This window comes from Corynebacterium tuberculostearicum (genome assembly GCF_013408445.1).
Taxonomy (GTDB): domain Bacteria; phylum Actinomycetota; class Actinomycetes; order Mycobacteriales; family Mycobacteriaceae; genus Corynebacterium; species Corynebacterium tuberculostearicum.
Window position 1 is genome coordinate 503,508 of sequence record NZ_JACBZL010000001.1, and the last position, 25,870, is coordinate 529,377.

Annotated in this window: 25 protein-coding genes and 1 tRNA gene; 9 read left to right on the top strand and 17 right to left on the bottom strand. The window is 58.4% G+C overall.

All coding sequences use genetic code 11. The features are described from left to right. Positions 1-29: 29 nt before the first annotated feature. Entirely contained in the window at positions 30-953 is a 924-nt protein-coding gene (locus BJ985_RS02380; RefSeq protein WP_179386483.1) for an ABC transporter ATP-binding protein, read from the bottom strand. A 91-nt stretch (positions 954-1,044) separates the two neighbouring features. On the opposite strand from BJ985_RS02380, the gene BJ985_RS02385 reads away from it, so the two are divergent. Next, the gene (locus BJ985_RS02385) at positions 1,045-1,617 is read left to right on the top strand and encodes a cadmium resistance transporter (RefSeq protein ID WP_179386484.1); all 573 of its coding nucleotides are present in this window, start codon (positions 1,045-1,047) and stop codon (positions 1,615-1,617) included. A gap of 51 nt (positions 1,618-1,668) precedes the next feature. Here the strand turns inward: BJ985_RS02385 and BJ985_RS02390 are convergent. The 3 genes from BJ985_RS02390 to BJ985_RS02400 form a co-directional block, all read right to left on the bottom strand. After that, positions 1,669-1,742, bottom strand: a tRNA-Pro gene (locus tag BJ985_RS02390). Positions 1,743-1,813: 71 nt separating this feature from the next. After that, on the bottom strand, positions 1,814-2,203 hold the full coding sequence (locus BJ985_RS02395) for a YchJ family protein (protein ID WP_179386485.1): 390 nt from the start codon (positions 2,201-2,203) through the stop codon (positions 1,814-1,816). Beyond that, positions 2,203-3,360, bottom strand: coding sequence for an alpha/beta hydrolase family protein (locus BJ985_RS02400; RefSeq protein ID WP_179386486.1), 1,158 nt, complete (start codon positions 3,358-3,360; stop codon positions 2,203-2,205). The genes BJ985_RS02395 and BJ985_RS02400 overlap by 1 nt, the downstream gene beginning before the upstream one ends. A gap of 87 nt (positions 3,361-3,447) precedes the next feature. On the opposite strand from BJ985_RS02400, the gene secA2 reads away from it, so the two are divergent. The 5 genes from secA2 (at position 3,448) to BJ985_RS02425 (ending at position 8,446) form a co-directional block, all read left to right on the top strand. After that, positions 3,448-5,739, top strand: a complete 2,292-nt coding sequence (gene secA2, locus BJ985_RS02405) for an accessory Sec system translocase SecA2 (protein WP_179386487.1) — start codon at positions 3,448-3,450, stop codon at positions 5,737-5,739. A gap of 85 nt (positions 5,740-5,824) precedes the next feature. Beyond that, positions 5,825-6,259, top strand: a complete 435-nt coding sequence (gene odhI / locus BJ985_RS02410) for an oxoglutarate dehydrogenase inhibitor Odhl (RefSeq protein WP_005324732.1) — start codon at positions 5,825-5,827, stop codon at positions 6,257-6,259. Between the two features lie 98 nt (positions 6,260-6,357). Further along, on the top strand, positions 6,358-7,104 hold the full coding sequence (gene ftsR / locus BJ985_RS02415) for a transcriptional regulator FtsR (protein WP_005329550.1): 747 nt from the start codon (positions 6,358-6,360) through the stop codon (positions 7,102-7,104). 38 nt (positions 7,105-7,142) lie between these two features. Then, a complete protein-coding gene (locus BJ985_RS02420; RefSeq protein ID WP_179386488.1) occupies positions 7,143-7,736 on the top strand; it encodes a bifunctional nuclease family protein in 594 nt (197 codons plus the stop codon). 146 nt (positions 7,737-7,882) lie between these two features. Then, on the top strand, positions 7,883-8,446 hold the full coding sequence (locus BJ985_RS02425) for a MerR family transcriptional regulator (RefSeq protein WP_179386489.1): 564 nt from the start codon (positions 7,883-7,885) through the stop codon (positions 8,444-8,446). Positions 8,447-8,729: 283 nt separating this feature from the next. Here the strand turns inward: BJ985_RS02425 and BJ985_RS02430 are convergent, their stop codons facing one another. The 4 genes from BJ985_RS02430 to gnd all read right to left on the bottom strand — a co-directional run bounded on the left by BJ985_RS02430 (position 8,730) and on the right by gnd (position 13,341). After that, the gene (locus BJ985_RS02430; protein WP_005329568.1) at positions 8,730-9,575 is read right to left on the bottom strand and encodes a hypothetical protein; all 846 of its coding nucleotides are present in this window, start codon (positions 9,573-9,575) and stop codon (positions 8,730-8,732) included. Between the two features lie 40 nt (positions 9,576-9,615). After that, the gene (locus tag BJ985_RS02435; protein ID WP_005329571.1) at positions 9,616-10,464 is read right to left on the bottom strand and encodes a hypothetical protein; all 849 of its coding nucleotides are present in this window, start codon (positions 10,462-10,464) and stop codon (positions 9,616-9,618) included. A 19-nt stretch (positions 10,465-10,483) separates the two neighbouring features. Next, a complete protein-coding gene (locus BJ985_RS02440) occupies positions 10,484-11,782 on the bottom strand; it encodes a DEAD/DEAH box helicase (protein WP_179386490.1) in 1,299 nt (432 codons plus the stop codon). A 107-nt stretch (positions 11,783-11,889) separates the two neighbouring features. After that, positions 11,890-13,341, bottom strand: a complete 1,452-nt coding sequence (gene gnd, locus BJ985_RS02445) for an NADP-dependent phosphogluconate dehydrogenase (protein ID WP_179386491.1) — start codon at positions 13,339-13,341, stop codon at positions 11,890-11,892. A gap of 59 nt (positions 13,342-13,400) precedes the next feature. Here gnd and BJ985_RS02450 point away from each other — a divergent pair, with 59 nt between their 5' ends. Beyond that, positions 13,401-13,847, top strand: coding sequence for a PaaI family thioesterase (locus BJ985_RS02450; RefSeq protein ID WP_179386492.1), 447 nt, complete (start codon positions 13,401-13,403; stop codon positions 13,845-13,847). Here the strand turns inward: BJ985_RS02450 and BJ985_RS02455 are convergent. Then, positions 13,844-15,010 carry a saccharopine dehydrogenase family protein gene (locus BJ985_RS02455; RefSeq protein WP_005324748.1) on the bottom strand — a complete coding sequence of 389 codons (1,167 nt, stop codon included), beginning with the start codon at positions 15,008-15,010 and terminating at the stop codon, positions 13,844-13,846. The genes BJ985_RS02450 and BJ985_RS02455 overlap by 4 nt on opposite strands. 23 nt (positions 15,011-15,033) lie before the next feature. Further along, the gene (locus tag BJ985_RS02460) at positions 15,034-16,107 is read right to left on the bottom strand and encodes a magnesium and cobalt transport protein CorA (protein ID WP_005324749.1); all 1,074 of its coding nucleotides are present in this window, start codon (positions 16,105-16,107) and stop codon (positions 15,034-15,036) included. Between the two features lie 108 nt (positions 16,108-16,215). Here BJ985_RS02460 and BJ985_RS02465 point away from each other — a divergent pair, with 108 nt between their 5' ends. Continuing rightward, the gene (locus BJ985_RS02465) at positions 16,216-16,818 is read left to right on the top strand and encodes a class I SAM-dependent methyltransferase (protein ID WP_179386493.1); all 603 of its coding nucleotides are present in this window, start codon (positions 16,216-16,218) and stop codon (positions 16,816-16,818) included. Here the strand turns inward: BJ985_RS02465 and BJ985_RS02470 are convergent. The 4 genes from BJ985_RS02470 to BJ985_RS02485 form a co-directional block, all read right to left on the bottom strand. Beyond that, a complete protein-coding gene (locus BJ985_RS02470) occupies positions 16,815-18,350 on the bottom strand; it encodes a bifunctional hydroxymethylpyrimidine kinase/phosphomethylpyrimidine kinase (RefSeq protein ID WP_179386494.1) in 1,536 nt (511 codons plus the stop codon). The two genes, BJ985_RS02465 and BJ985_RS02470, sit on opposite strands and share 4 nt — an antisense overlap. After that, positions 18,343-18,972: a thiamine phosphate synthase gene (gene thiE, locus BJ985_RS02475; RefSeq protein ID WP_179386495.1), complete on the bottom strand. Its 630-nt coding sequence runs from the start codon at positions 18,970-18,972 to the stop codon at positions 18,343-18,345. Before thiE ends, BJ985_RS02470 begins: the two co-directional genes overlap by 8 nt. After that, positions 18,973-19,785: a hydroxyethylthiazole kinase gene (gene thiM / locus BJ985_RS02480; RefSeq protein WP_179386496.1), complete on the bottom strand. Its 813-nt coding sequence runs from the start codon at positions 19,783-19,785 to the stop codon at positions 18,973-18,975. Between the two features lie 246 nt (positions 19,786-20,031). Further along, positions 20,032-21,375: an NAD(P)/FAD-dependent oxidoreductase gene (locus tag BJ985_RS02485; RefSeq protein ID WP_005324756.1), complete on the bottom strand. Its 1,344-nt coding sequence runs from the start codon at positions 21,373-21,375 to the stop codon at positions 20,032-20,034. Positions 21,376-21,608: 233 nt separating this feature from the next. On the opposite strand from BJ985_RS02485, the gene BJ985_RS02490 reads away from it, so the two are divergent. After that, entirely contained in the window at positions 21,609-22,922 is a 1,314-nt protein-coding gene (locus BJ985_RS02490) for a class I SAM-dependent methyltransferase (RefSeq protein ID WP_179386497.1), read from the top strand. A 56-nt stretch (positions 22,923-22,978) separates the two neighbouring features. On the opposite strand, the gene BJ985_RS02495 is transcribed toward BJ985_RS02490, so the two are convergent. From BJ985_RS02495 to BJ985_RS02505, 3 genes are all read right to left on the bottom strand, one after another. Beyond that, the gene (locus tag BJ985_RS02495; RefSeq protein WP_005324758.1) at positions 22,979-23,887 is read right to left on the bottom strand and encodes a Dyp-type peroxidase; all 909 of its coding nucleotides are present in this window, start codon (positions 23,885-23,887) and stop codon (positions 22,979-22,981) included. A gap of 1,100 nt (positions 23,888-24,987) precedes the next feature. Continuing rightward, positions 24,988-25,152, bottom strand: a complete 165-nt coding sequence (locus BJ985_RS02500; RefSeq protein WP_179386184.1) for a hypothetical protein — start codon at positions 25,150-25,152, stop codon at positions 24,988-24,990. A 14-nt stretch (positions 25,153-25,166) separates the two neighbouring features. Further along, positions 25,167-25,868, bottom strand: coding sequence for a YceI family protein (locus BJ985_RS02505; RefSeq protein ID WP_150850619.1), 702 nt, complete (start codon positions 25,866-25,868; stop codon positions 25,167-25,169). Positions 25,869-25,870: the final 2 nt, after the last annotated feature.

Here is a 25,870-nt window from a genome sequence, read left to right on the forward strand (position 1 = left end):
TTTCACGAAGTAGCCAACGGAGAGACGGGTTAGGACTGGGATGACGTCAAAGCAAGAAATGCGTCCTCTAAGGAATGTGTGCGAATAGTCAGGTCATGGGCCGAGGTGTGATTGAGAAGATAATTCGCAAGTACATCGGAGTCACGGGTGGTCATCCGGACGTAGCCGTTAGACAAGGAAACCTCGGTGACGGTGGGTAGCTCTTTCGCATTTAAAGGTGTGCCGTCGAATTTCGCCTCGACTATGCGCTTGCCCGACTGTTCGCGTAGTTCTGTGGCCTTAGCATCTGCGCGCAGCTTTCCTTCATGCAGGAGAATTATTCTTTCTGCAAAATTGTCTGCCTCTTCGAGGAAGTGCGTAGCGAAGACAATGGTGCGTCCCTGGTCTGCTTGTCTGTGCATGGTGGACCAGAACTCGTGGCGCGCTTGAGCATCCATGCCAGCTGTTGGCTCATCGAGCAATAGGATTTGGGGATTGCCCACAAGAGCTAGGGCGAATCGCACACGTTGTTGCTCGCCACCAGAGCATTTGCCCACTGGGCGGTGCAGGATAAGGTCTAGGCCGGCCTGTCTGGAAACTTCCTCGACAGGCAAGGGTTCAGGAAAGATAGAGGAAATCATCTTCAGGGTGTCCAGGACTGTGAGCTCAGGTAGCAGGCCACCGGTTTGCAGCACGGCTCCAATCTGCGCCGCGCGGATCGCAGCGTGCGGTGTGTGTCCGAGCACGGAAATGTTGCCGGAGGAGGGTGTGGTGAGCCCGAGGATGAGATCGAATAGGGTGGTTTTGCCTGCTCCATTGGTGCCTAATAGGCCTACGATCTCGCCTTGGGCGATGCTGAAGGAAATATCCCTGAGCGCATGGACGGGATGGGAGGATCTCGTGGCAAAGGCTTTACTGACTCCGGATACGTCTATAGCTGGCGGTTGTCCGGTAGATGGATCTGTAGTTCTCATACCTGGAAAGTATCCGTAGCCAGCAAAGATGATGAATAGGATCTGTCAACACATTTTCATGACAAGTGTCATGCCGCGATAAGGTAGGAAAGTGCTTACTACTCTCGCAGCGGCTACTGGACTATTCGTGGCCACCAATATCGATGACATTGTGGTGTTGTCCCTCTTCTTCGCCCGTGGTGCTGGGCGCAAGGGCACGACGCCCGCGATTCTGGTAGGTCAGTATGTGGGGTTTCTCGGCATACTAGCGGCCTCTGCCATTGTCGGACTGGGCTTTAATGCTGTTTTACCTGAGGATTTGATTCGCTACTTTGGTCTCATTCCATTGCTTTTAGGCCTATGGGCAGCGTGGCAGGCATTCCGGGGTGAGGATGACGATGAGGACGTTTCGGGCAAAAGGCTGAGCGCACTTGCGGTAGCCGGGGTGACCTTCGCCAACGGTGGCGACAATATCGGCGTCTATGTACCAGTGTTTACCACCTCTGCGCCGGCTGAGGTAGCGATCTATTGCGTGGCCTTCTTAATCCTCGTGGCGCCCCTAGTGTGGGCAGCGCGGTTTGTGGCCACGCGGCCGGGCATTGCAGAAGCACTGGAGAAATGGGAAAGCGTACTGTTTCCCGCGGTTTTAATTCTGTTAGGAATTGCGATCTTGTTTGCGGTGTAAACCGCAGAATAGAAAAAGCCGGCACCTTCACGGTGCCGGCTGAACTTTTTGTCGGGCTAACAGGATTTGAACCTGCGACCCCTACACCCCCAGTGTAGTGCGCTACCAAACTGCGCCATAGCCCGCCGTCGAACTGTGCGACTTGTCTAGATTACATCAGTAGGATTCTACTGTGAAATTTGGGGTGTAACCTGCGCTAAAACTCGCCGCTGGAGTAGACCCAAGCGCCGCCCACGCGGCGAAACGAAGAACGCTCGCGTTGTGAGCCAACGGCCGCGCCTTTATAAAAGGCCTCAAACTCCACCACGCCGGAATTATCGAGCAATCCGCCTGCTTGGGTGTCTAGGATATCAAGGCGGTAAAACCGGACGGGAGAATCAGCCAAGTCGAGTGTTGCAGGGCGAGTATCGGGATCCCACGTACGGAGCAGATAAGCTTCGTCGCCAGTAACAAAGGCGCTAAAGCGCGAGCGCATGAGCGCCTCAGCGGTAGGCGCATTGGTGCCGGCATGGTACTTGCCGCAGCACTCTCCGTAGGTCAGGCCGGTGCCGCACGGGCAGCGGCGCGAGGAATCAAAGGCTGCCATTAGTGCGCGTCCACGTCCACGATGGTGACGTTGCCGATCATGCGCTCCACATCGGTGTCCTTCGCGGCAGAGCGCAGCGTGGATTCTTCTGATGCAGACAGGTTCCCTTTAAGCTCGATGCGGCGCTCAAAGCTGGCGGGGCCGGTTTGGGTGATGCTCACGTGGACGTCGTCAAGCGCAAGCTTCTTGCCGGCATCCTTGATTGCTTGGGTCGCGGCCGTAGCCAGAGCAGACATAATAAGACCCTCGGCGGTAAAGCCCTTACCCTTGCCGCCATTCTTCTTCGTGCGGTCGGCACTGAGGCTGTGGTCATTGTGGCGGACGACCACGCCGAATCTGGTGCCGGTGGCCGGCTGCGCAACGGCGGCGTCGGTTCCTACTTCTTCTGGCCGGTAGTCAGGAACGATGAACTGCTCGGCCCACGCACCGATGAGATCCGCAGCGCGGGCTGCCGTGCCCTGCTTCGTGAGCAGATGATCGGTCTTGTCCAAAGAAACCAAGGACTTGGGGTAGCGCGTGAGCAGGAAGATATTTTGCGCATTGTCAATACCCACCGTCTGGTCAATGGGCGAGTGCAATACCATCAATGGCTTGCGGAGCTTGGGCAGGTATTCCTCGGGGTTAGTATCCGCCAAGTCCTCGAGGAACTTGCGGGAAATGATAAGGCCGCGGCCGCCGAGGATGACTTCCACCTCGCCGTTGGCGTCGACCTCGCCGATCTTGTCCGCATAGTGAAGCACGGAGTGGGCAGGATCAAAGGGGGCGCCAATGGTGGCTACAGCCTTAAGAGATTTCATGGTAGTGGCCGCCTTCAACGCAGCGGCGCCACCCAGCGAGTGGCCCATGAGCAATTGTGGGGCAGAGTAATTCTCCGTCAGCCAGGCGGCAGCGGCATGGATATCGTCAACGTTTTGGCTAAAGGTAGTATCGCCAAATTCACCGGCGGACTGGCCAAGGCCGGGAAAATCGAAACGCAAAGTGGCGATGCCGAACTCGGTGAGCTGCTTCGCGGTGCGGGCAGCACCGGGAGTGTGGCGGGAGCCGGCGAAGCAATGGGCAAAGATGGCGTAGGCGATCGGGGGAGAGTCCGGGAAGTCGATGGTTCCGGCCATCTCGGTACCCCGGCTCGAAGGCAGCTTAACGTTGACGGATTGCATGAGAACTAGAATAACGGGCCTCTTACCCGCAAGCCATACCAGGTTGACTACAGTCGATAGGAGCAATCCAAATAAGGAGGATGAGGTATGGGCGCGTTCGATTGGTTCTGGAAGGCAATGGGCTCGCAAAGCGAGCGTAACGATAAGAAATCCAAGGCCATCGTGGGTTCAGCCGATGAAGCGGCCAGGGCATTGGGCCAGCAGGACGACGCAGCTGTAGCCCAAGCCGCACGCGATGCCGTAAAAGGCGGCGAGATCGCCGATAAGGCGCAGTTCCTCGCGGCCTTAGCAGTAGCGTGTGAGCGCACCTTGGGCATGAATCCCTTCAACGTGCAATCCCAGGCAGTCCTGCGCCTGCTCACCGGAGACGTCATCCAAATGGCAACCGGCGAAGGCAAGACTTTGGTGGGCGCCATGGCGGCTACAGGTTTCGCGTTGACTGGCAAACGCGTCCACGTTGTCACCGTCAATAACTATCTCGCCGCCCGCGACGCCGAATGGATGCGCCCTGTCGTGGAGTTCTTTGGCTTAAACGTTGCCTCGGTAACAGAGGGCATGACACCGGACGAGCGCCGCGCTGCCTACGCGCAGGATATTATCTACGCACCGGTCAACGAACTGGGCTTTGATTTGTTGCGCGATAATCAAATTACCGACCGCTCCCACACGGTGCAGGCCGCTGGCGACGTTGCCCTCGTAGATGAAGCCGATTCCGTCTTGGTGGATGAGGCCCTTGTGCCCCTAGTGCTGGCCGGTAATCGGCCGGGTGAGGCCCCCACCGGGCACATCACCAATGTGGTTTCCCGCCTGCGCGAGAAGCTGGACTACTCCATCTCTGAGGACGGCCGCACCGTTCAGCTGACCGAGACTGGTGCACGCCGCGTGGAGCAAGAATTGGGCATTGATTCACTCTATTCGGAGGAGAATATCGGCACCATCTTGGTGAAGGTCAACCTCGCCCTGCATGCCAAGGCCCTGCTCATCCGGGACATCCACTACATCGTGGTCGATGGCAAGCTGCAGCTTATCGACGCCTCCCGGGGCCGCGTTGCCGACCTCCAACGCTGGCCCGACGGGCTCCAGGCGGCAGTAGAAGCCAAGGAAGGCCTAGAGGTTTCCGAAGGCGGGCGCATCCTCGACACCATCACGCTGCAAGAACTTATGCGGCGTTACCCACTCGTGTGCGGCATGACTGGTACCGCGGTGGAGGCGACCGATCAGCTGCGGCAGTTCTATGGTCTTCATGTATCCGTGATCGACCGCAATAAGCCGCTGCAGCGCTTTGACGAGCAAGACCGCATTTTCGCGACAGTCGATGATAAATCCGCCGCCATCGTGGAGGAAATAGCCACCATTCACGCCACGGGGCAACCCATCCTCGTGGGCACGCAGGATGTAGCTGAGTCGGAAGATCTGGCGGATGCCTTGCGCGAGCGCGGCATTGACGTCAATGTGCTCAACGCCAAAAATGATGAGCAGGAGGCACAGATCGTCGCCGAGGCCGGCGATATTGGACGCGTCACCGTCTCTACCCAGATGGCCGGACGCGGCACCGATATTAAGTTGGGCGGCGCTAACGAAGCTGACCATGATGCAGTAGCGGAGCTGGGTGGCTTGGCGGTTATCGGTACCTCCCGCCACCGCACCGCCCGCTTGGATAACCAATTGCGCGGCCGTGCAGGCCGGCAAGGTGATCCGGGCCTGTCCCTATTCTTCGTCTCCCTTGAAGACGATGTAGTCCAGCAAGGCGGCGACGGCGAGACAGTGCGTGCCCAACCAGCAGAAGACGGGCGCATTGAATCCAAGCGAGTGAGCGATTTCGTGGCCCACTGCCAGCGCGTGACCGAGGGCCAACTACTCGAAATTCATGCCCAGACCTGGAAGTATAACCAGCTTCTGGCGGATCAGCGCATTATTATTGATGAGCGCCGAGCCAAACTATTGGATACTGATCAAGCCTGGCAGGAACTATCCCAACGCGCTCCGGAGCGCGCAGCAGAGCTACGGGAGGTCCCTGAGGAAGCACGCATTAAGGCCGCGCGCGAAGTTATGCTCTATCACCTGGACTTGGCCTGGGCCGACCACTTGGAGCTTATGGACGATGTGCGCGAGTCGATCCACCTGCGCGCCATCGCACGTGAGACGCCGATCGACGAGTACCACCGCATTGCGGTGAGGGAGTTTAAGGACTTGGCTCAGCGGGCCGTCGACAAGTCTGTGGAGACTTTCCGCACGGTGCTTATCGACGCCGCTGGGGCGCACCTCGATGACGCCGGCCTCGCTCGTCCGAGTGCTACATGGACCTACATGGTGTCCGATAACCCCCTTGCGGGCAAGGGAAATTCCGTGCTGAGCGGCATCGGAAACATTTTCCGGTGAAATTATTCCCCGCGAAGGGGCCACGGACTCACGTGAGTCGCTAGTATTGTTATAAGTAACTCGTAACTAATCCCCGGAGGTAACAATGAGCGAGAACACCGGAACCCCGGAACCACAGGTAGAGACCACATCTGTATTCCGCGCAGACCTGCTCAAGGAGATGGAAAACGGCGCGAATGGCAATGATGCTACCGCTGCCGGCACCGACAACTTGGCGGAAGGTCAGGCCCTCCTCGTGGTAAAGCGTGGCCCGAACGCGGGTGCCCGCTTCTTGCTGGATCAGGCGACTACTACCGCCGGCCGCCACCCTGAGGCAGACATCTTCCTCGATGACGTTACGGTGTCCCGCCGCCACGCGGAGTTTCGCAAGAATGATGACGGCAAGTTCGAGGTAGTTGATGTGGGATCCCTCAACGGAACCTACGTGAACCGCGAACCCCGCAACTCCCAGGTGCTCGAGGTAGGAGACGAAATCCAGATTGGCAAGTTCCGCCTGGTTTTCATCGCTAACCAGAGCTAATTATTTTCGTAGACTAGCCGCACTTCCTTACAAGGAGGGGCGGTGTCGTCTACTTATGTCACGATAAGAACTTTCAGTACCCCTAAGAGATAGACACAGTGAGCGCAGCAGATTCCTCGGCCGCAGCAGTACGCCGCACCAGCCCTAAAGCTAAGAAGCCAAAGACCATGTCCATTGGCGTGGTTTTGGAGACGCTGAATCAGCAATTCCCTGACGTCACGGTGTCCAAGATTCGCTTCCTCGAATCTGAGGGGCTCATCAGTCCACAGCGCACGGCCTCGGGCTACCGCCGCTTCACCCAGGAGGACGTGGACCGACTGCGGTATATTCTCACCACTCAGCGCGATAACTATACGCCGCTGAAGGTTATCCGCGAGCAGCTAGAAGCCATGGATTCCGGCCAGGTGACCGCCATCGTTTCCGCAGGAAATGCGGAAACCCTGCTCTCGCCGCAGCAGTTTAAGGCCCCTGTGGTCACCCGCCTGACCGATGTAGAGGTGGCTACCCAAGCTAGTGCCAGCGAAGATGATGTAGCCTCCTTGGTTAAATATGGCCTCATCCGCCCGGATGTCGCAGGCTTTTTCAATACCGACGACGTAGCCATTGTCTCGGCCGCGGTGGCACTTAAGGCATTTGGTTTCGGCTCCCGTGAACTCAAGTCCCTGCGCAATAACGCCCGCCGACAGGCAGACCTGATCTCCCAGGCAGCGGCTCCAGTGGCGCACTCAAATTCCGATACCGCGCATCAGAAGGCGGAGGAAATCTCCCAGCAAATGACCGCGCTCGTGGTGTCCTTGCACGCAACTCTGGTGAAATCGGATCTGCGCGACGAATACCACTCCTAATACACACACGCTCCCGTCTTTGTGGGAGAGTGGTAGTTATGAGTGATGTATCCCTAGAGTTCCACGGTATCCACCAGGTCGGCCCCGAAGACGATGTGTGCGCTTTGCTGCGCTGGCCGGAAGAGAACCGGTTGATCCCCGTGTGGATCTCCCCGATTGAAGGCATGCAACTAGCTGCCGCTTTAGACGGCCACCAGCCAAATCGTCCCACCTCGCACGATCTAATCTGCGAGGTACTAGAGGGCACTGGCGGGGTAGATGCGATTGAAATTGCCAATTACCACCAGGGAACCTTCATGGTAGATATCAAGGCTCCGAACGGAGAGGTTTATGACTCTCGGTTAAGCGACGCACTTGCAGTGTCCGAATATTTCAACGTCCCGATTTCAGCCGAAGCAGATCTCCTTGCCCAGGTGTCCGTTTATGCCAGCGATGCGGATGTGAAAGAGTACTTCGACCTGGAAATTTCCACCCCCGCCGCAGGCGATAATCTATCGACCAGCGAAAACAATGATTCCTCGACCTCGGCGTCAGGAAATGCGCAGGCAGATGCAGATTTTGAAGCCATGATGAGGTCTTTGGGTATGGACGAAAAGGATTTCCTTTCGGGGGATGACGACGAAAAAAGTTAATGACACGCGTGTGACTAATGGTGACAATGGGGTTTGAGAAGTCTAAAGTTGTACTTGACAGTTGAGCAAGCAGCGCTTGACGGGCGTATGTGCTTGGCTTTTAATTGATCTTTAGAACTTCCAACAAACCCCATTGGAGTAATTACGTGAGCATTAACGAGGACTCCCAGTCCGAAACCACCTACGTACAGGAATCGCTTTTCGACGTCGGACCCGACGAAGAGGTGGGCTACCGCGTTCCCATCGCTTGCCAGGTAGCCGGCATCACCTACCGCCAGCTGGACTATTGGGCTCGCACCAACCTGGTCAACCCTTCCATCCGCACGGCGCGCGGCTCCGGCTCCCAGCGCCTGTACTCCTTCAAGGATGTGCTGGTACTCAAGATCGTGAAGCGCCTGCTGGATACTGGTATTTCCCTGCAGAATATCCGTTTGGCAGTTGAATCCCTGCGCGATCGTGGCGTAAATGACCTGGCAAAGCTGACCCTTGTCTCCGATGGCACCACCGTGTACGAGTGCCGTTCCAACGATGAGGTCATTGACTTGCTCGCTGGCGGCCAGGGCGTCTTTGGCATTGCGGTTCCGGGCATCTTGAAGGAGCTGTCCGGCACCATTTCTTCCTTCCCTTCGGAGCGCATCGATGACTTCGCCGAGGACAACGTGGTCGGCCTCGACGAGTTGGCTGCTCGTCGCAAGCGCAAGAGCTCCTAAGCTCGACCACATAGAATCCACCCTCCTTCCCAGCTCACGGGGAAGAAGGGTGGATTTTTGATCTCTATCGTCTTGAGACAACAATGCAAGACAGTCCTTTTCCGCGCTGTGTGGCTCGCGGGATCGAGGTCGAGCTCTGCCTTAGAACCCGTGCCGGCCTTGAGCTTAAATTGGGTGGAGTGCCCGTGGGTGGGCTGTGTATGAGAGCTCTAGTCTTTTTAAGGGCAAAAAATTAAAGCACCGTACGAGACTTCGTACGGTGCTGGGAAAAATCGGTTCCTCGTTAAATGCCGACGGCCTTGTTGATTGCTCCCGAAAGCTGGGTCTCATCGGTGGAATCAACGGAAGTGAAGCTATCAGCCGCGGACTTCAGTGCGGCATCGACATTGCCTTCACCGACATGAACGACGCTGAGAGAAACGTCCTTGGAGGCGGCGTCGTCAAGAGCGGACGTGAATTGAGCATCATCCATGTCTTGCTCGGTGCCAGTAGTTACGACGAGCACGCGTGCCTTATCGCCGCTGCCTGCAGCTTGGTCGGCGGCATTGGCTACTGCCGCTACCACTGCGCTGCGCGTTTGCGGAACACCGCCAGTTCCAAAGCCACTGAGCGTGCCGGATACAGCGTTGCCATCGCCAAAGCCCAGGTTTTGTCGGAACCCAACCGTGGCGGTTTCAGAGATAGGAGAGGAGTAGTTCCACAAAGAAACTGCTCCGCCGTCAGCGGCTAGGTCAGAAGCAGTGGTGCCCAAGGCTTTGGATACAGGGCCGTACATCGGCGCCATGGCCGTAGAGGTATCCAAGAGCAGGAGCGTATTTGCCGCCATCGTCACATCGGGCTTGGGAGCTGCTGCGGAACTCGTCGCTGGAGCGGAGCTCTTCGAGGAAGAAGAGCTCGTGGGCGCATCGGACGTGGAAGCACTGGAAGCAGCTGCCGTGCTGGTTTCCGGTGCAGCCTCGGTGCTGGTTTCCACTGCGGCGGGTGCGGCGGAGTCTTCGCCGTCGTCGTTGCCCGCGCCGCGTAAAAGGAAGGTAACCAGGGCGATTATGGCCAGCAGCGCGATAATAGCCACCGCAATAACCCATCCCGCTACTGCGAAGCTATTTTTCCCGTTTGAATGCCGTGCCATGTGGTGTTTTCCTCCCAAGCAAACTGCCGTTGTTAGTGGCTCATTCTAGCGGGGCAAGTGCCTGATCTATCACAGCGACAAGCCGTTCTCGCAGTGGTTCAGCTTTGTGCGCCAGCGTTCTTTGCCTCGAGACGTATTCGGCCTTGCCCTCAGGTGTTTCGATGGGCACGACGCCAAGTCCCCAATCACGGCAGTCATAAGGGGACGCCTCCATGTCAAGAATGCGCGCTTCAATCGCCAGATCCAGGCACTCAAGGAAAAGTTCGCCTGGAACCAGTGGTCCCAGCTTCCAGGCCCACTTATATAAATCCATTGTGACGTGTACGCAGCCTGCCTGGTCATTGTCGGGCTGATCCTCACGATGCAGGACAGTGAGGTTAAGAGGGCGAGCGGGAGGAGTAAAGAACCGGAAGGCATCATAATGAGAACACTTAATTGAGTGCTCATCGACAACCCGATTGGTCCCGTCCGCACCAAGCCGCAAGGGCAGCGAATGTCGCGGGGAATCCGTGTGGTAGACCATTGCCCATTCATGCAGACCGAAGCAGTCAAAGTGGGCCGGATTGGTAGCGGAACGCCGAAGCAGATTAGAAATATACCGAACCGAGTCACCACGACGCTCTAGAAAGCTGCCGATGTCGACGGTGATGCCGTCTGAGGTGGCGTGGTAATCCCGCCATTCAGCGTGCGGAGGAGTGCCCGTTAGCGCAGTTCCTACACCTGGGTGCCAGCGCTTTAGGTGAGAAGGGCGTACGGGGTAGTACTCAAAGAGAAAATCGAAAACAGGGTGGTAGCTGCCAGGATGTCGGAAGCGCTCCAAGCGGTCGGTGGCTTGCTTTTCGTGTTCATGCTGTTGAGCACTCCATTCCTCAGGGCTCAAGATACGCATGAGAGTTAACCTCCTTGACTTAGCGGCGTCGGCGGCGGGCGACTTTGCCGCCTGAGCGACGGCGTTGGAAATTGGATTTCTTGACAGATTTCGCTGGTTTCTGGGGTACGGCCTGCCCGGGCGGGGGAAGGGCAGGGCCATTGGGCTTGCGAGCACCCGTAATCTCCTTAAGTACCGGCGCACCTGCAGGATTGTCACGGTGAGAAATATCGTGCTCCGTAGCTGTGACCCCGGCTTTCTTAATTAGAGCGTCTACTTCTTTGCGTTGTTCATCCATGACCAAAGTGATCACGGTACCCGCAGCACCGCCGCGTGCCGTGCGGCCGGCGCGATGGAGATAGGCTTTGTGCTCCGCGGGCGGATCGACGTGAACAACGAGTGAAACGTCCGCAATATCGATGCCGCGGGCGGCAATATCGGTGGCGACCAAGACTGGGATGCTGCCATCGGCGAAGCCTTCGATTGCGCGGGTACGGGCGCCTTGGCCTTTATCGCCATGCAGCGGGTACGCGTTGATGCCAGCGCGCCGCAACTTCTTGACCTGCCTGTCCACGCCGTGCTTGGTGCGCATGAACATGATGGTTTTGCCTTGGCGGGCAGCGATGCGCAGCACCACCTCGTTGCGGGCGGGGCGATCACCAACGAAAAAGAGGTGATGGGACATGGAATCCACTGCAGCTTGCACCGGCGCAGTGGTGTGGACCACCGGTTCGTGGAGGAATTGCTCCACCAGCTTGTTGACGTCGCCGTCAAGCGTCGCCGAAAACAGCAAGCGCTGGCCTTTAGCCGGAGTTAGGCGCAGCAGCTTGCGTACCTGGGGCAAAAAGCCCATATCGGCCATCTGGTCGGCTTCATCCAGTGCAGTAATCTGGACCGCATCCAAATGCAGCTTGCCCTGGTCAATTAGATCCTGGGCACGGCCAGGGGTAGCGACAAGTACATCAACGGGGCGGGCGAGGGAGCGGATATGGTGATTGATATTTACCCCGCCCACGACAGCGAGCACTCTTAAACCCAGCGTTGCCGCTGGTTCATCAAGGCGCAGGTGAATCTGAGTGGCCAACTCACGGGTCGGGGCGAGGATAAGCGCACGGGGATGAGCAGGCTTGGATGCACCTGTTCCGGCAAGGCGGGCAAGTATGGGCAAGCCAAAGGTATAGGTCTTGCCCGACCCGGTAGGGCCGCGGCCGAGTACGTCTTTGCCGGCGAGGGCGTCGGGAATCGCGGCTTTTTGAATAGGAAACGGGTCGGTAATGCCTTCGTTGTGCAGAACGTGCACCAAGCGCTGGGGAAGGCCGAGATCGGCAAAGGTAGTCATCGTTTTCCCATCTTATCGGCAGCGAGTCGAATCGCCGCATTCGAATCAACACGCCTGTTAGAAAAGTGAAAGGGGCCCCGAAGGGCCCCAATCAAGTCAATGCGAACCTAGTCGGTCTGGGTCAGGCTGCGGTCACCGGACCACTCAATGTGGAAGGTACCTGGTTTGTCGGTGCGCTTGAAGGTGTGGGCGCCGAAGAAATCGCGCTGGCCCTGAATGAGAGCGGCCGGCAGGCGCTCGGCACGCAGGCTGTCGTAGTAGGAGAGGGATGACGCAAAGACCGGTGCCGGCAGTCCCAGCTGGGTAGCGGCGACGACCACGCGGCGCCAAGGGTCGATGAGGTCTTCCAGCTCGCCCTTGAAGTAGGGATCGAGGATGAGGGCGGGCAAGTCCGCATTATTGTCATAGGCTGCGCGGATGCGATCCAAGAACTTGGCGCGGATGATGCAGCCGCCGCGCCAGATGGTTGCTAGATCGCGCGGGTCAACGTCCCAACCGAATTCTTCGGACCCAGCCTTAATCTCGTCAAAGCCCTGGGAGTAGGCAATGAGCTTGGCAGCGTAGAGCGCGCGGCGCACATCCTCGATGAACTCCGCCTTGTCCACGTCCAGCTCCTTGATGGTGCCGGCTGGCAGCTGGCCTTCTTGGGCGGCAGCGCGCTGCGCGGTGGAGGAGGACAGCGCGCGGGCGAAGACGGATTCGGCAATACCAGTAATGGGAACGCCGAGTTCCAATCCATTGATGGCAGTCCAGCGGCCGGTGCCCTTCTGGCCGGCGGCGTCCACGATGATGTCGACCAGCGGGGCGCCAGTCTCCGGATCCTTTTGGGCCAGAACCTCGGCGGTGATTTCAATGAGGTAGGAATCAAGGTCGCCGGAGTTCCATTCGCGGAATACCTCTGCGATTTCGGCCGGTTCCATGCCCGCGCCATAGCGCAGCAGCTGATAAGCCTCGCCGATGACCTGCATATCGGCATACTCGATGCCATTGTGGACCATCTTGACAAAGTGGCCGGCGCCGTCTGGACCAATGTGGGTGACACACGGAGTGCCGTCCACGTTGGCGGCAATGGACTCAAGAATCGGGCCGAGGGTCTCCCACGATTCCTTGGGGCCGCCAGGCATGATGGCCGGACCGTTGAGCGCGCCCTCCTCGCCGCCGGAGATTCCGGCGCCGACGAAGTGCTTGCCGCGGGCGGCTACGTCCTTCTCGCGGCGAATGGTGTCAGTGAACAAAGCATTGCCGCCGTCGATGATGATATCGCCCTCATCCATGGCCTCGGCCAGCTGATCGATGACGGCATCGGTGGCCTTGCCAGCCTTGACCATGATGATTGCCTTGCGCGGGCGCTCCAAGGAAGCCACAAAGTCCTCGATGGTTTCCGAGGGCACGAAGTTGCCTTCCTCACCGTGGGCCTTAATGAGCGCATGAGTCTTTTCAGGGCTGCGGTTATACACCGCTACGGTATTGCCGTTGCGGGCAAAGTTACGGGCCAAATTAGAGCCCATGACCGCCAATCCCACGACGCCAATCTGAGCAAGTTCATTCTTATCAGTCATGCTGCCTATACTACGTCACTAGCGCGCAGCGCTGGCATCAACCGTTAGGCTGGTGGACTATGTCGGATACGCAAAAACTCAATGACTTGCTCCACGTCGCGCATACGCGGGTGCTCAACGCAGAAGAACTGGAGTCTCTCAATGCCTTAAACGGCGGCCTTGCGGAATTGCTAGGACTGCAGTTCACCCACGTGGGCCCGCGCGAGGCCCGTGCGAAACTGCAGGTGCTGCCGGAGCATCACCAACCCTGGGGAGTAGCCAACGGCGGGTTGTATTGCTCAATCGCAGAAACCGTGGCCTCCATTGCCAGCGTTGCGGCTGCCGACGCCCCCGCAGTCGGCGTCAATAACTCCAGCGACTTCATTCGCTCCACAGGTGAGGGCGAGTTAGAAGCCGTGGCTACGCCCGTGCAGCTAGGCGGCCGCACCCATCTGTGGAGCGTCGAGATGCGGCAAGGCCGCGAGCTTATCGCCCGCACCACCTTGCGCACTATGATTCTGCGCTAGTTCATCCGAGCGGCGGTAAAAGACATGCCGTGGGCGGAAAGCCGCTGCAGATAGGGCTTTCCAAGTCCGGTGGCCGGGGTGAGTACGCCGCCTGCGTGGCTAGTACCGGAGCGCGAATCGAGCAAGCAGAGAGCAGCCTGGCTCAGCATCATTGCGGTGACTTCATAGCCTGGGTCGCCTTGTGCCGACACAGTTGCTCGCCAGCGTTGGCCATCTTCGGTAATGCCGTGGTGGCTGACCTGGAAATGTGCACCGCTAGGTCCGGGGGTGGGCAGGACCTTTTCCACCAGTGGGCGCAGGCGCGACTGAGTGCCATCAAAAAGTAGCTTGGTGGCGAGCGCCAGCCCATAGGCGCGTGCGCGACCGGAAAGTCCGGTGCCAGCCCACCATGCTTCCTTGTAAAACAGGCGTGTGCCCCACGCGCGCCCTAGCAGAGCGTTAGAGCGGCGCACCACGCGGGTATTGAACATGGACATGAAAAAGGGGCCTACCCAGCCCACGCCGTCGACTTCTTTAATTTCGAAGTCTTTTTGGAGGCCGTCTAAGCGTGGCCCGGCCTTGGGATCCGGGTCCAGCGAGTAAGGATTGTGCAGGTTACGGGCTACCTCTTTGTCCGCGTGCGCGGCATGCGAGACCTGCAGGGAAGACTCGATGGTGCCCGGTGAGATTCCCCCTTTGAGCTTGTCGACGACCATCTGCACCCGTGCAAACGGCTTTCCTGCCGCCTGATAGAGATTAAGCATGCCCATATCCGAGGGCACGGAATCAAAGCCGCAGGAGTGAACGATGCGCGCACCCGTGGATTGGGCAGTGGCGTGGTGGGAGTCGATGCTCCGGCGAATAAAGGGAACCTCACCGCAGAGGTCAACATAGTCCACACCATGGCGCGCGCAAGCGGCAACGACGTGGCCACCATACAGGCTGTAGGGGCCGACCACGGTGATTAGCACCTTGGTACCTTCCACCATGCGCTCCACAGCGGCGGCATCATCGGCGGCGGCGATGGCGATGTCCCAGTGCGGATTGAGTTCATCGCGCAGCGCGGCTAACACCGGTCGGTTCCGGCCGGCCAGAGTCACAGAGGGCGCGTTAATCGAGGCAAGGTAGCGCGCCACCAATTGGCCGACCAGCCCGGTAGCGCCGTAAACAGTGATATCGCTCATAATGCACGAGCGTACCGGAGGGATTAGAGCCAGTGGTTCTTTCGGAACCAAGCCCACAGGCCCACAACGACCAAGATCATAATGATAATCGCCGTGGGGTATCCCAGCGCCCAGTGCAGCTCCGGCATAATGTCGAAGTTCATACCGTAGATACCCGCCACCAGGGTAGGCGCGGCCCACATACCAACGACCGCGGAAATGGTGCGCATATCCGAGTTCTGTTGCATCGTTACCTTGGCCACGGAGGCGTCGATAAGCGAGGTAAGGCGCTCATCGAAGCTGGATACTTGGTCCTTGACCACGAGCTCATGGTCGTTGACATCGCGCAGGTAGGAGCGCAATTGCTTGGAAATTAAATCCTTGTGGTCAGAGACCATGGATTTCAGTGCCACCGAAAGTGGGTCAATGGCATGCTTCATCTCCAGCACCTCACGCTTGAACATGTAGATGCGGTCTACATCAAATTTGAGGTTCGGGGTGAAGATTTCTTCTTCCAGCTCATCGACCTCGATGCTGATAAGACGGGAAATCTCCGAGTAGCGGTCCACCATCATATCCAGGATCTTCCAGGCCATGGCCACCGGGCCAAGCTCTACCAAGTCCTGCTCATCTTCTACCGTATAAGCCAGGTTGGGCAGCTTTGCGCCGTGGCGGACGGTGATGATGAAGTTGGAGCCCATGATCATCTGGATCTCGCCGGTGGAAATGATCTGGCGCTTATCCGTGACCTCATCATGATCGCGGTAGTTCACGGAACGCGCGACCACGAAGAGCTGATCATCGTAGCGCTCGAGCTTAGGGCGTTGATGGGCCATAACGGCGTCTTCCACGATAAGTTCGTGGATGCCAAACTGGGAGGCCACCTTAGTCATCTGGGATTCATAGGGCTCATGCAGGCCCACCCAAATAAATCCGCGGCCGTACTCCTCAATGGCTTCCAGCGCGGAGCTGGTGGAATACTCTCCAGGAAGCGCCTCGCCATCCACAAAGACGCGGCAATGTTCAATGGCTCGCTCCGGTGGTACCGGCAGGGAAGTGGGCTTACTAGGAGGCTCGGGTTTCTTGCGGCCCCTAAAGGGTGAAGGTACGGATGGCATCTTTTCAGCCTCCTTTGCGCGGTAGTGCGGGTATTTTCCCAATGGGCAGGCGGCGATTTTACGCAGCGGGTAAATCTTACACCGAAGCCGGGTAATATAATCGAATCTATGCCTACGTGGAAAGAAGTAACCGACGCTAATCCCGAGCACTCCCATAACTTTGCTCGCAAATGGAAGGTGCTGGCCGCACAGGGTAAAGACATCAACGGCGAGGCCCGGCTTATCGACGCCATGGTGGAACGCAACTCCACCATCCTCGATGCCGGCTGTGGCACCGGCCGCGTGGGCGGCGAGCTGCTTCGCCACGGCCATAGCGTTGTGGGCGTCGACGTAGACCCCATTCTTATCGAGCACGCTGAGCACGATTTCCCAGAGGGGCAATGGTTCGTGGGAGATCTGTGCGAGGAAGAGGTGCCAGAAGGCCCCTTTGATATCGCCGTATCCGCAGGCAATGTCATGGGCTTTCTAGCAAAGGAAGGCCGCGAGCCCGCGCTGCGCAATATCTATAATTCCCTCAAGCCCGGTGGCCGCCTCGTCACCGGCTTTGGCGAGGGCCGTGGGTGGGAATTTTCTGATTTCCTCGACATGGCGCAGAAGGTGGGCTACCGAGTCGACTTCACTTTCTCCTCGTGGGACATGAAGCTCTTCTCGGAGCATTCCACCTTCCTCGTCGCCGTTCTTTCGCGCCCTGGGTCAGACTTACTGGCCTAAAAGCGCCTATCGGCTTGGTCGAAGAAGTCGACCTCATGGTGGCTGGCGGTGATATAGGCGCGCTCGGCCCGCAGGCGAGTGCGCTCATCCGCCTCGGAGAGAGCTTGTTCGACGATGTCGAGGCTAGCGCGAACCCCGTTGAGGAAGTCCTCGCCGCCGTACATGGAAAGCCATGAGTGATAGGGGTGTTCGGGGGAATCAAACTCTGCGAGGTGGAGGCCTACCTCTGCATATAACCAGTAGCAGGGCAGTACCGCCGCAGCGCCCACCACGTAGTCATCCGTATGCGTCGAGCGGATCAGGAAATCCGTATAGGCGCTGGTTACCCGGGAGGCTGCGGTCGTGATATCGCTTTCGAGCCACCCGCGGTGCAGCTCGGCCTCCACCGCCAAGCAATCATGCGCGCCTTCGGCCCAGTGCAGCTGCTGTGCCGCTTCTGGGGCTTGGCTGGCGAGGCGAGCCAACGCCTTGGAATAAGCGTTCAGGTACTGGGCATCTTGGTCGAGGTAGAAGCCAAAGGCATCCTTTTCCAACGCCCCCGTGCCCAAGGCCCGAATAAAGGGCAGAGCCTTGATGGCCTCCCAGTGATCCCCAGCTAGGTTCCACAGGCGTTGCGTGTGTGGGCCGGCCGCGGGAACGCGGGGCTGGTCGACGTTTTCCGGTTCTACCAGGTTGCCGGATAAGTACGGCTGGGGCAGGGTAGAGGCAGCCTGCATGAGGCGCTGCGAGCGATGCAGGTGGTCCACGGGTCCGTGTCCCTTGCCCACGTGAAGCGCATCCGCATTAGCAATTGCCTCATGCAGCCACTGGGTTGACCACGTTAGAGCTGCCGCGGGACTATCGCCGGCTCCCAGGCGAGTGGCTAGGGCAGAGGAAAGGGAACAGCCAGTACCATGCGTATTCTTCGTGTCCACACGGCTGGAAGCAACGCGGTGCACAGCCCCATCCGCATTAACCACCGCATTGTCGGCGATGTCAGCATCGAGGTGCCCGCCCTTGACGACGACCGCGGTACCAGCACCCTTCGCCCATTCCTTCGCCGTGGCAATGGCCTCTTCTAGGTCGCTCGCCTCGTCCGTCTGGGTAAGGACTGCCAATTCCTTCAAGTTGGGAGTGATGAGGTCCACCTGGGAGCAGAGATCGCGCACGGCCTGTTCTGCTTCCTTTTCCAGCAGGCGATCCCCGCTGGTAGCCACCATGACCGGATCAAGCACCACGGGGACATCCTCCGGCAGGTGGCGCAGGAAGTCTGCGACCTTGGCGGTAATGGCGGCGTCGGCAAGCATGCCAATCTTTACCGCATCAATCTCCACATCATCGATGACGGAGTCTAGCTGCTCCTGCAGAAAGTCCACCGGCGGTACGTGGACGCTGCGAACACCCTGGGTGTTTTGAGCCACCAACGCCGTCACGACGCTCATTCCGTAGCCGCCTGCGGCAGAGATGGATTTCAGATCGGCCTGAATTCCTGCTCCGCCGGTGGGATCGGTTCCGGCAATGGACAGTACTCGAGGATAGATGCCTTTAGCCATGGAAAGCCTCCTTAAGGTGGGCGGCGGCTGCTGCGGGGTCCTCGGCCGCCATGATGTCGCTGACTACGCAAACTCCGGCAAAGTCGCTGCCCGCCAGCTCGTGCGCATTATGGGTCTTGATTCCGCCGATGGCGACGGACTCGATGCCACGCTCACGTGCGGCGTGGGCGAGTGCTGCGGCCGCAGCCGTACCCATGCCGGCTGGGGCGTTTTTCTTCGTTGCGGTCGAATGCACGGGCCCGATGCCGATGACATCCGGCAGTGCATCGTCCGCAATAGCAGCAAGCTCCTCGTTACTGCCGATGGATAAGCCAATAAGCTGGCCCTCACCTAGCTTCTCCCGGGCCTCGCGAAAGGCCATGTCATCCTGCCCAATGTGTAGGTGGCAGCCGAGTTTTGCGGCCACTTCTACGCGGTCATTGATGAATAGCGGGACATCGCCTAATACGCCAAGCAATTCGCGGGCCGTGCGCTCAATCTGTTCATCGCTAGCTTCCTTGTCCCGGAGCTGGACGACGGTAACGCCGCCGCGTACAGCCTCCTGCACGATGGAGACCACGTTGTCTCGCCCGCCAGCCAGATCTGGATCGGTCACCAGGTAGAGCGTCCAGTCAATAGCCATCTAGATCCCCTCCACGTCAGTGAGCTTGACCAGGCCCTCAATATCCGCCGTCGGGACATCGTAGAGCGCATCCAGCCATGCAACGGCAAAGGAGCCGGGGGCGTGGTGCTTCTCGGCGGCCACGCTACCCGCCGCGCCAACGTGCGCGTGCGCAGCGATGATCGCTTCGAAAGGATCCTCCCACGCGGCCAGATATGCGGCGCAGATAGCGCCAAGCGAACAGCCAGTACCAATGACGTTCTGGAGCATCGGGTGCCCCGATTCGAGGTAGACGGCACGCGTTGTATCGCCGACGTGGACGATAAGGTCCCGCGGGCCGGAAATGGCCACGACGGCGCCGGTATCCCGGGAAAGCACCACTGCCGAATCCAGGGCGGCTTCCACGCCATCGGTGGATTCGACGCCTCGGCCGCCCTGCCCGGTACCTGCGAGGGCAATGATTTCTGACGCGTTGCCACGAATTGCGCCCGGGCCAAGTGGCAGCACCTCGCGCATGAACTCCGTGCGGTGGCTCAGGCCGCCGGCGCCTACCGGATCGAGTACCCAGGGGGTGTGGGCGGAGTTCGCCCCGGCGATGGCCTCGCGCATGCCGCCGTATTGCTCGGAGCTGGGCGTACCGCAATTGATGAGTACGCCGCTGGCTACCTGCGCGAATTCGCGCGATTCCTCCGGCGTATCGACCATCGCCGGGCTGGCCCCGATAGCCAGCAGAGCATTGGCGGTGACGTTGCTGACGACCTTATTGGTCAAACATTGAATAAGCGGCGTGGACTCGCGCACAGCGTCGTGTGCGCTCAGAAAAGCATAATCCACAACTATCCCTTCGCTAGTTCTAACTGAGTGCAGGTTCGATGGGTATTTCTCAGCCGCACCGCGTGCGGCACCCCATGTTGCGTGTCTCAGCCTAACAAAGGTCACGGAAACTATGTGCGAAAATCGACGTTCGGGCTCCCCAGTAGCGGAATCGCCGGCGCTAGCAACAGGTAGCCAGGGAAAATAAAAATCGCCGCCCAGAGCCTGCTTTCCAGCAGGTGGGGCGGCGATGTGAGCGAGGAGGTATTACTTCTCGTTCTTGTTAATGATATTGCGTGCGATGCGCTGCTGGGTGGTGATCTCAAGGTTGCCGCGATCGCGGGAGAGGATATTGGTTGCCCAGTTAACCAGCACGGCCAAGCGGCTGCGCAGACCAATGACGTAGGTCAGGTGCAGGCCGAGCCATGCAACCCAGCCTGCAAAGCCACCGAACTCGGTCTTGCCCAGCTTAACGACGGCGTTGAAGCGCTTCACGATGGCCATGGAGCCCTTGTCAAAGTAGTCGAAGGCTTCTTTCTCATTTGCGGTCGATTCCTCGTCCACCTTGGCCTGGATGAGCTTTGCGACGTGCGCGCCACCCTGGATAGCAACCTGTGCCAGACCCGGCAGGCGGTTGAGGGAGATCATGTCACCGACCATGTAGACGTTGTTGTGCTCGCCCACGGTCAGGTCCTCGTTGACGGAGACGCGACCTGCGCGGTCGGCCTCGACGCCAGCCTGCTCTGCAACCATCTTGCCCAGTGGGGAAGCGGCCACACCAGCGGACCAGATCTTGGTAGCACCCGTCAGGGTGGTTTCCTCCTCGGTCTTCATGTCCTTGTAGGTGACGGTGTCCGCGGTTACATCGGTCACCATGGCGTTCAGGTGAACCTGTACGCCTTCCTTTTCCAAGGTGCGCTGAGCCTTGCGGCCCAGGCGCTTGCCAAATGGCGGCAGTACCTGTGGGGCACCATCGAGCAGGTAAATCTTGGCCGAGGTGGTGCCGTAGTTGGAATAGACATCGTTGAGGGTACGGTTTGCCAATTCGGCAATCTGGCCGGTGAGCTCAACGCCGGTTGGGCCAGCACCAACGATGATGAAGGTAAGCAGGCGCTCGCGCTCCGCGGGGTCGTCGGTAAGCTCTGCCTTCTCAAACGCCGAGATGATGCGAGAGCGCAGCTCCAGGGCATCGTCCAAGGTCTTCATACCCGGGGCAAACTCAGCGAAGTGGTCGTTGCCAAAGTAGGACTGACCGGAACCCGCGGCGACAACCAGAGAGTCATAAGCATAGGTACGAGAGAACTCGTCCTGCTCAGCGGTAACCGTCTGATCCGCCAGGTTGATATCAGTAACCTCAGCGTTAACGAAGTGGACGTTGTCCTGATCGCGCAGCAGCTGGCGGGTGGAAGGGGCAACCTCACCGGCGGAAATCATGCCGGTTGCTACCTGGTACAGCATCGGCTGGAACAGGTGGTGGTTCTTCTTATCGATGAGGGTGATTTCCACATCGGCGTTCTTCAGCTTCTGAACGGTGTTGAGACCACCGAAGCCGGCGCCAACCACGACGACGTGGTGGCGGCCACCGTTGGGGCGATAAGGGGTATCAGTCATGGATTTAATGCGACCTTCCTTAAGAAAGCTAATGTTTAGTACCCGTACAGTCTAAACACTTCAAACAGAACGCGCATACTTAATGACTGATAAACTTCCGCCGCTGCGTTGCGGTTTTCGTGGGAAGAACCGGCGCGGCTGTCCGGAGCGCCTCAACCGGGGTGCGCACAAAGCTGACTAAGGTTGTTCCGGATAGTGACTTCCTCCGCCCATCAAGGAGCGCACCTGGCATTATGACTTTTACCCGCCCTGAGCATTTGAGCTCTATCGATGCAGAATCCTGGCCCAATGTGGCTACGGTTCCCGCACCTCGTTGGCCTGGAATGAAAGCCCGCCGGGCAGAGGCTGAGTTTGCCAAGGCCTGCGATGATGCCGGACTAGAACTAGACCTAGAAGCCGAAGGCGGACCAGATCTCAAGGTGGGGCATGATGCCTTGTTTGAGCGCATTGCCGCTAGCGGTTGGCTGGGATTTGCGGAAAGTTATATGGCAGGAGAGTGGACCGTTACTTCTTCCTCGCAGCTGGTAAAGGTCCTCGGCCGCCTATTGGGGGTGGGTTACCTCCCCAAGGCCAAGATGCTGGGTGCCGGTAAGTCGGAGCCAGGGGAGCTGCCACTGGAATTGGTTCGGCTCTATGCCGGCGATGGATTAAGCCATGTAGGGGGGATTTTTTCCAGTGGCGTACCGACCACCATTAGGGAAACGGTGGAAAGCTATAGCCCCAAGGCTGGCCGCAAGGAGCCGAAGAGCCACTTCGTCGATGTCACGACGCTGAGTGAGCCCACGAGTGTGGACAGGGATGATCTGGGAGATGCACAGCGCCGCGCGGCGGATTGGCTGCTTGACGTCACCCGTACTGGCGCCGGAACCCACCTGTTGGTGTACCCGGCTGCCGGAATGCAGCCAGCGATGCGGGCGACTAAGCGGCGCGCAACGGTGGACGTTTTGACCAGTGATGTGGACCAAATGAGCCACATGCGCGAGGCCCTCGTACTAGAGGGGGCAGACGATTCCATCCATGTCGAGCGCATTCCCGGCGTCGTCCCGAACCCCAAGCAGTGGCACGGGCACTATGACGCCATCGTCACCGTAGAAAAGGTAGAACAACTCAGCGCTAGCGAGCGCAAAGAGTATATCCGCGCAGTCGACCGGTTCTTAACGCCTAATGGGCGGGCAGGAATCCAGTCCATCGTGGCGACCGAGTCGATGACGGAGGCCGGTAAGGCCTCGCTTCAGGCCTTGCGAGCCTATGTGTGGCCGGGGTTGGACTATCCGCGCACCACGGAGATGCACCAGCTAGTGGATAAGAATTCTAACCTGCGCATCGTGTCCGAAACCCACGTGGGCACCCATTACTTGGAATCCCTGCGTCAGCAGCGATCCTTTTTTGACGGGCACCTGCGAGAAGCAGCGGCCGCTGGGTTCGACCCAGTCTTCCGTCGCTTATGGACCTTCCAATTTGCCCTCCGTGAGGCCCTTATGACGCTCGGGATGATTGACTCGGTGCAATTTGGGTTGGCTCACCGCAACCGCGGGGGCCGGCGTTAGGCGGCCGGCCGTAAGGCGGGCGGCCGTAAGGCGGGCGGCCGTAAGGCGGGCGGCCCTTAGGCCGGCGGCAGCTCGTCGAAGTTCTTCATCAGATCCGCACTGGGCACAAAGAAGTTGGTGCCAGTAAGCGCGGTGGAGAAGTCCAAGATACGGTCGTAGTTTCCCTCCGGCTTGCCAATGAACATATTGCGCAGGCGTTCCATGACGTTTTCGGGGTCCTTGGCATAGCCGATGAAGTAAGTGCCCATCTCACCCGCGGCGAAAGAGCCGAAGACCATGTTCTCACGGTAAATATCTTCCTCTAGGTCATTGAGGGCGACGTGCGAGTTAGTGGGCTTGGTATCGTCATCCAACTCGATATCGTCGGCCTTGGTGCGGCCGATGACCTTTTCTTGCTCCTCGGTGCTCAGCTCGTTCCACTTGGCCAGGTCGTGGATATATTTTTGGACGGTGACGTAGGAGCCACGAGGGTAGTCGGCGTTGTCGCCAAGCAGCACGGTATCTAAGGCCTCTTCGGCGAGGGGATTGGCGGTGCCATCCACAAAGCCTAGTAAATCGCGCTGGTCCAAGTACTTAAAGCCGTGGGTCTCATCGATAACCCTGGCGGCATCGCCCAGCTGATCCAGTACCTGGCGGGCCATCTCATGGCACAGGTCATAGGTATTCGCACGGAAGTGGAGAAGAATATCGCCCGGCGTGGCCGGGGCCTTATGCGCGGCATCGATTGCCTCAAATTCCTTCAGGCGTTCCGGCATAGGCGCGCTGGTCAAACGCGGCCACATGGAAGCACCAATGCCGACTACGGTATAAAGCTCGCCTTCGTTGTAGCGGAAGTTAACGGACTTAAACAGTCCGGCAAACCCCGTGAGCATATCGCGAGTGGCCTGCTCGCCACCGTCCTTGATTTCAAGGACGAGGAAGAGAGCTGCGCGGGAAGGCTTATCTACTACGTGCTGAATCGTCATGTTGTCGATTCTACGCACCCTGTGGAGATGAGGTACGTTCGCCGGCTTGGAATCGCTCCTGATAGAGACCTGCTTGGCCGTTATATGCGCTAGTGTGCATTTTGGTTGAAAACTAACCGATAGCCGGGTGAGAAGATGTGGACATGGATACGAAGAAGTAGAAGAAAAGGAACCGCGCGGCTCTTCGTATTGTTTGCGCGGAATGACGATTCATATGATGAGTCTTTTGCAGGAGTTGCGCTGACGCGCGCTCAAGAAAAAGCGATGGGACAATGTGTAGACCGCTCAGGGGTAACCTGTTGGACTGAAGAGGCACACCTGCGTGGGTGGAAAGGTCCACTGGATGTAGAACACCATCCGGAAGTGGTTTATATCGTATTTAGCGGTGGACACGCGCAGGGATCGGATCCGTCGAACGCTGAATTCGATCCAGAGCTTAAGGCCGCATGTGCTACGAGAGGCCTAGCCGAGAAAGAAGTCATCCGCCGTATGAGAAATGACGAGAGCCCAATTGTCGTGAAGGAATGGCACATCTGGGAAGCTTCATTCGGGCGCGTGTTGTCAGGAGCGAACGACAGAAGCGAGGTGCAGGTATCGATGTATGGAGTCAGGAGCTAAAAGGGGGAATGCCACCCCTGGTTAAAATGACATAATGTACATTATCGGACAACTACTGATATCTAAAGGACCTTCATGTGTCGCCCTCAATCAATCGCGCCCGGGCGCTAGCACATCTTCCCGGCCCATCTATTGGGCTCCGATTCAGCTTCGTTAAACCTCCACGCGAGATTACGGCGCTTTGCTTGGCGACGCCCCGCGGCCTCTGCCGCGCCACCCGCCACCCGCCGGCCGCCAGACTCAGGCGCAGGTATCGATTCCGGCTGCAGCTCATTGGAGTTCGGATTTGCGGCAGCCAACCCCATCTGTCTTTCGGAACTTCTTCATTCCGGGTTCAACCGTTGGCACCGGTGTTTCGCTCGGCGGCCGAAAAACCTGATATCGGTCGAAAATAGGCCCTACTGGCAGGACTAACTACACCACTATATAAAGTCACACTGACGTTAATCGAGGACGTGCGCCCCAACACCGTGAAGGTCTAATTAGCGATTCCGGTAAGCACCCCACAGCTGCCAGATAGTCAACAGCGCCAAAAGGACCGAGATTGCCACAATGACCCACATCTGTTGAACGGCTACGAAAATGGTAAAGCCGATGACGACGACGAGGCGCAGCCACATAAACGGGATAATCTGACGGGAATTCACTGGCTTGACCATCGCTAGTTTTTCTCAAAGGAAATGCGGAGATTTACCTCGCCCTTTTCCTCGACTTTCGCGGCGAGCATCTCCGGGGTCTCCACGCCATAATCAAGGCGATCAACTGGCACGGTGCCGCCGATGACGATCTGATCGCCATCGCGAAGAACGTCGAAGTCTTGGGAAATCTCGTGCGTTTCATCCTTGATAGTCAGATCTCCGGTGAGCTTGACTGTGCCAATGGTGCCGTCATCCGGGACGTCGGCAAGCGAAGCAGGCTTAGTCAGCTCAAAGGATGCCTCTGGGAAAAGCTGGGTCTCAAAGAGCTTGGACTTCATGTTCTGATCGCGGACCTTCTTGTCCGTGGTCAGCTCGTCCATATCAACAGTGACCGCGGCGGTTTTCAGGGTGGAATCAGAAATATCCGCCTGGCCGGTGACCTCCGTGGTTGAACCCGATGTGGTGGTCTTTTCCGCAGGTAGAACCTCATTAAAGGTAAAACCAACCGAGGTATGGTTATTGGCGCGTCCCTTGGCTACCTCCCAGGTGCCATCGAGCTCCGTTGATGCGGCCTTTGCGCCGTCGGCGGAAACTGGTTCGGTCTTTACTCCGGCGCCCTTGAGGAGCGAATACACCATCGGGCCAATGGCCACGGCGGTGAGCAACACAATCAGCACCACAAAGATGGTGATGACGAGCTTGCGGTTATAAAAAAGCTTTTTCATCT

Bases quoted from the DNA above. Each gene is read 5' to 3' on its own strand.
- BJ985_RS02380 (WP_179386483.1), bottom strand. From the start codon at position 953: ATGAGAACTACAGATCCATCTACCGGACAACCGCCAGCTATAGACGTA.
- BJ985_RS02395 (WP_179386485.1), bottom strand. From the start codon at position 2,203: ATGGCAGCCTTTGATTCCTCGCGCCGCTGCCCGTGCGGCACCGGCCTG.
- BJ985_RS02400 (WP_179386486.1), bottom strand. From the start codon at position 3,360: ATGCAATCCGTCAACGTTAAGCTGCCTTCGAGCCGGGGTACCGAGATG.
- secA2 (WP_179386487.1), top strand. From the start codon at position 3,448: ATGGGCGCGTTCGATTGGTTCTGGAAGGCAATGGGCTCGCAAAGCGAG.
- odhI (WP_005324732.1), top strand. From the start codon at position 5,825: ATGAGCGAGAACACCGGAACCCCGGAACCACAGGTAGAGACCACATCT.
- BJ985_RS02420 (WP_179386488.1), top strand. From the start codon at position 7,143: ATGAGTGATGTATCCCTAGAGTTCCACGGTATCCACCAGGTCGGCCCC.
- BJ985_RS02430 (WP_005329568.1), bottom strand. From the start codon at position 9,575: ATGGCACGGCATTCAAACGGGAAAAATAGCTTCGCAGTAGCGGGATGG.
- BJ985_RS02435 (WP_005329571.1), bottom strand. From the start codon at position 10,464: ATGCGTATCTTGAGCCCTGAGGAATGGAGTGCTCAACAGCATGAACAC.
- BJ985_RS02440 (WP_179386490.1), bottom strand. From the start codon at position 11,782: ATGACTACCTTTGCCGATCTCGGCCTTCCCCAGCGCTTGGTGCACGTT.
- gnd (WP_179386491.1), bottom strand. From the start codon at position 13,341: ATGACTGATAAGAATGAACTTGCTCAGATTGGCGTCGTGGGATTGGCG.
- BJ985_RS02450 (WP_179386492.1), top strand. From the start codon at position 13,401: ATGTCGGATACGCAAAAACTCAATGACTTGCTCCACGTCGCGCATACG.
- BJ985_RS02455 (WP_005324748.1), bottom strand. From the start codon at position 15,010: ATGAGCGATATCACTGTTTACGGCGCTACCGGGCTGGTCGGCCAATTG.
- BJ985_RS02460 (WP_005324749.1), bottom strand. From the start codon at position 16,107: ATGCCATCCGTACCTTCACCCTTTAGGGGCCGCAAGAAACCCGAGCCT.
- BJ985_RS02465 (WP_179386493.1), top strand. From the start codon at position 16,216: ATGCCTACGTGGAAAGAAGTAACCGACGCTAATCCCGAGCACTCCCAT.
- BJ985_RS02470 (WP_179386494.1), bottom strand. From the start codon at position 18,350: ATGGCTAAAGGCATCTATCCTCGAGTACTGTCCATTGCCGGAACCGAT.
- thiE (WP_179386495.1), bottom strand. From the start codon at position 18,972: ATGGCTATTGACTGGACGCTCTACCTGGTGACCGATCCAGATCTGGCT.
- BJ985_RS02485 (WP_005324756.1), bottom strand. From the start codon at position 21,375: ATGACTGATACCCCTTATCGCCCCAACGGTGGCCGCCACCACGTCGTC.
- BJ985_RS02490 (WP_179386497.1), top strand. From the start codon at position 21,609: ATGACTTTTACCCGCCCTGAGCATTTGAGCTCTATCGATGCAGAATCC.
- BJ985_RS02495 (WP_005324758.1), bottom strand. From the start codon at position 23,887: ATGACGATTCAGCACGTAGTAGATAAGCCTTCCCGCGCAGCTCTCTTC.
- BJ985_RS02505 (WP_150850619.1), bottom strand. From the start codon at position 25,868: ATGAAAAAGCTTTTTTATAACCGCAAGCTCGTCATCACCATCTTTGTG.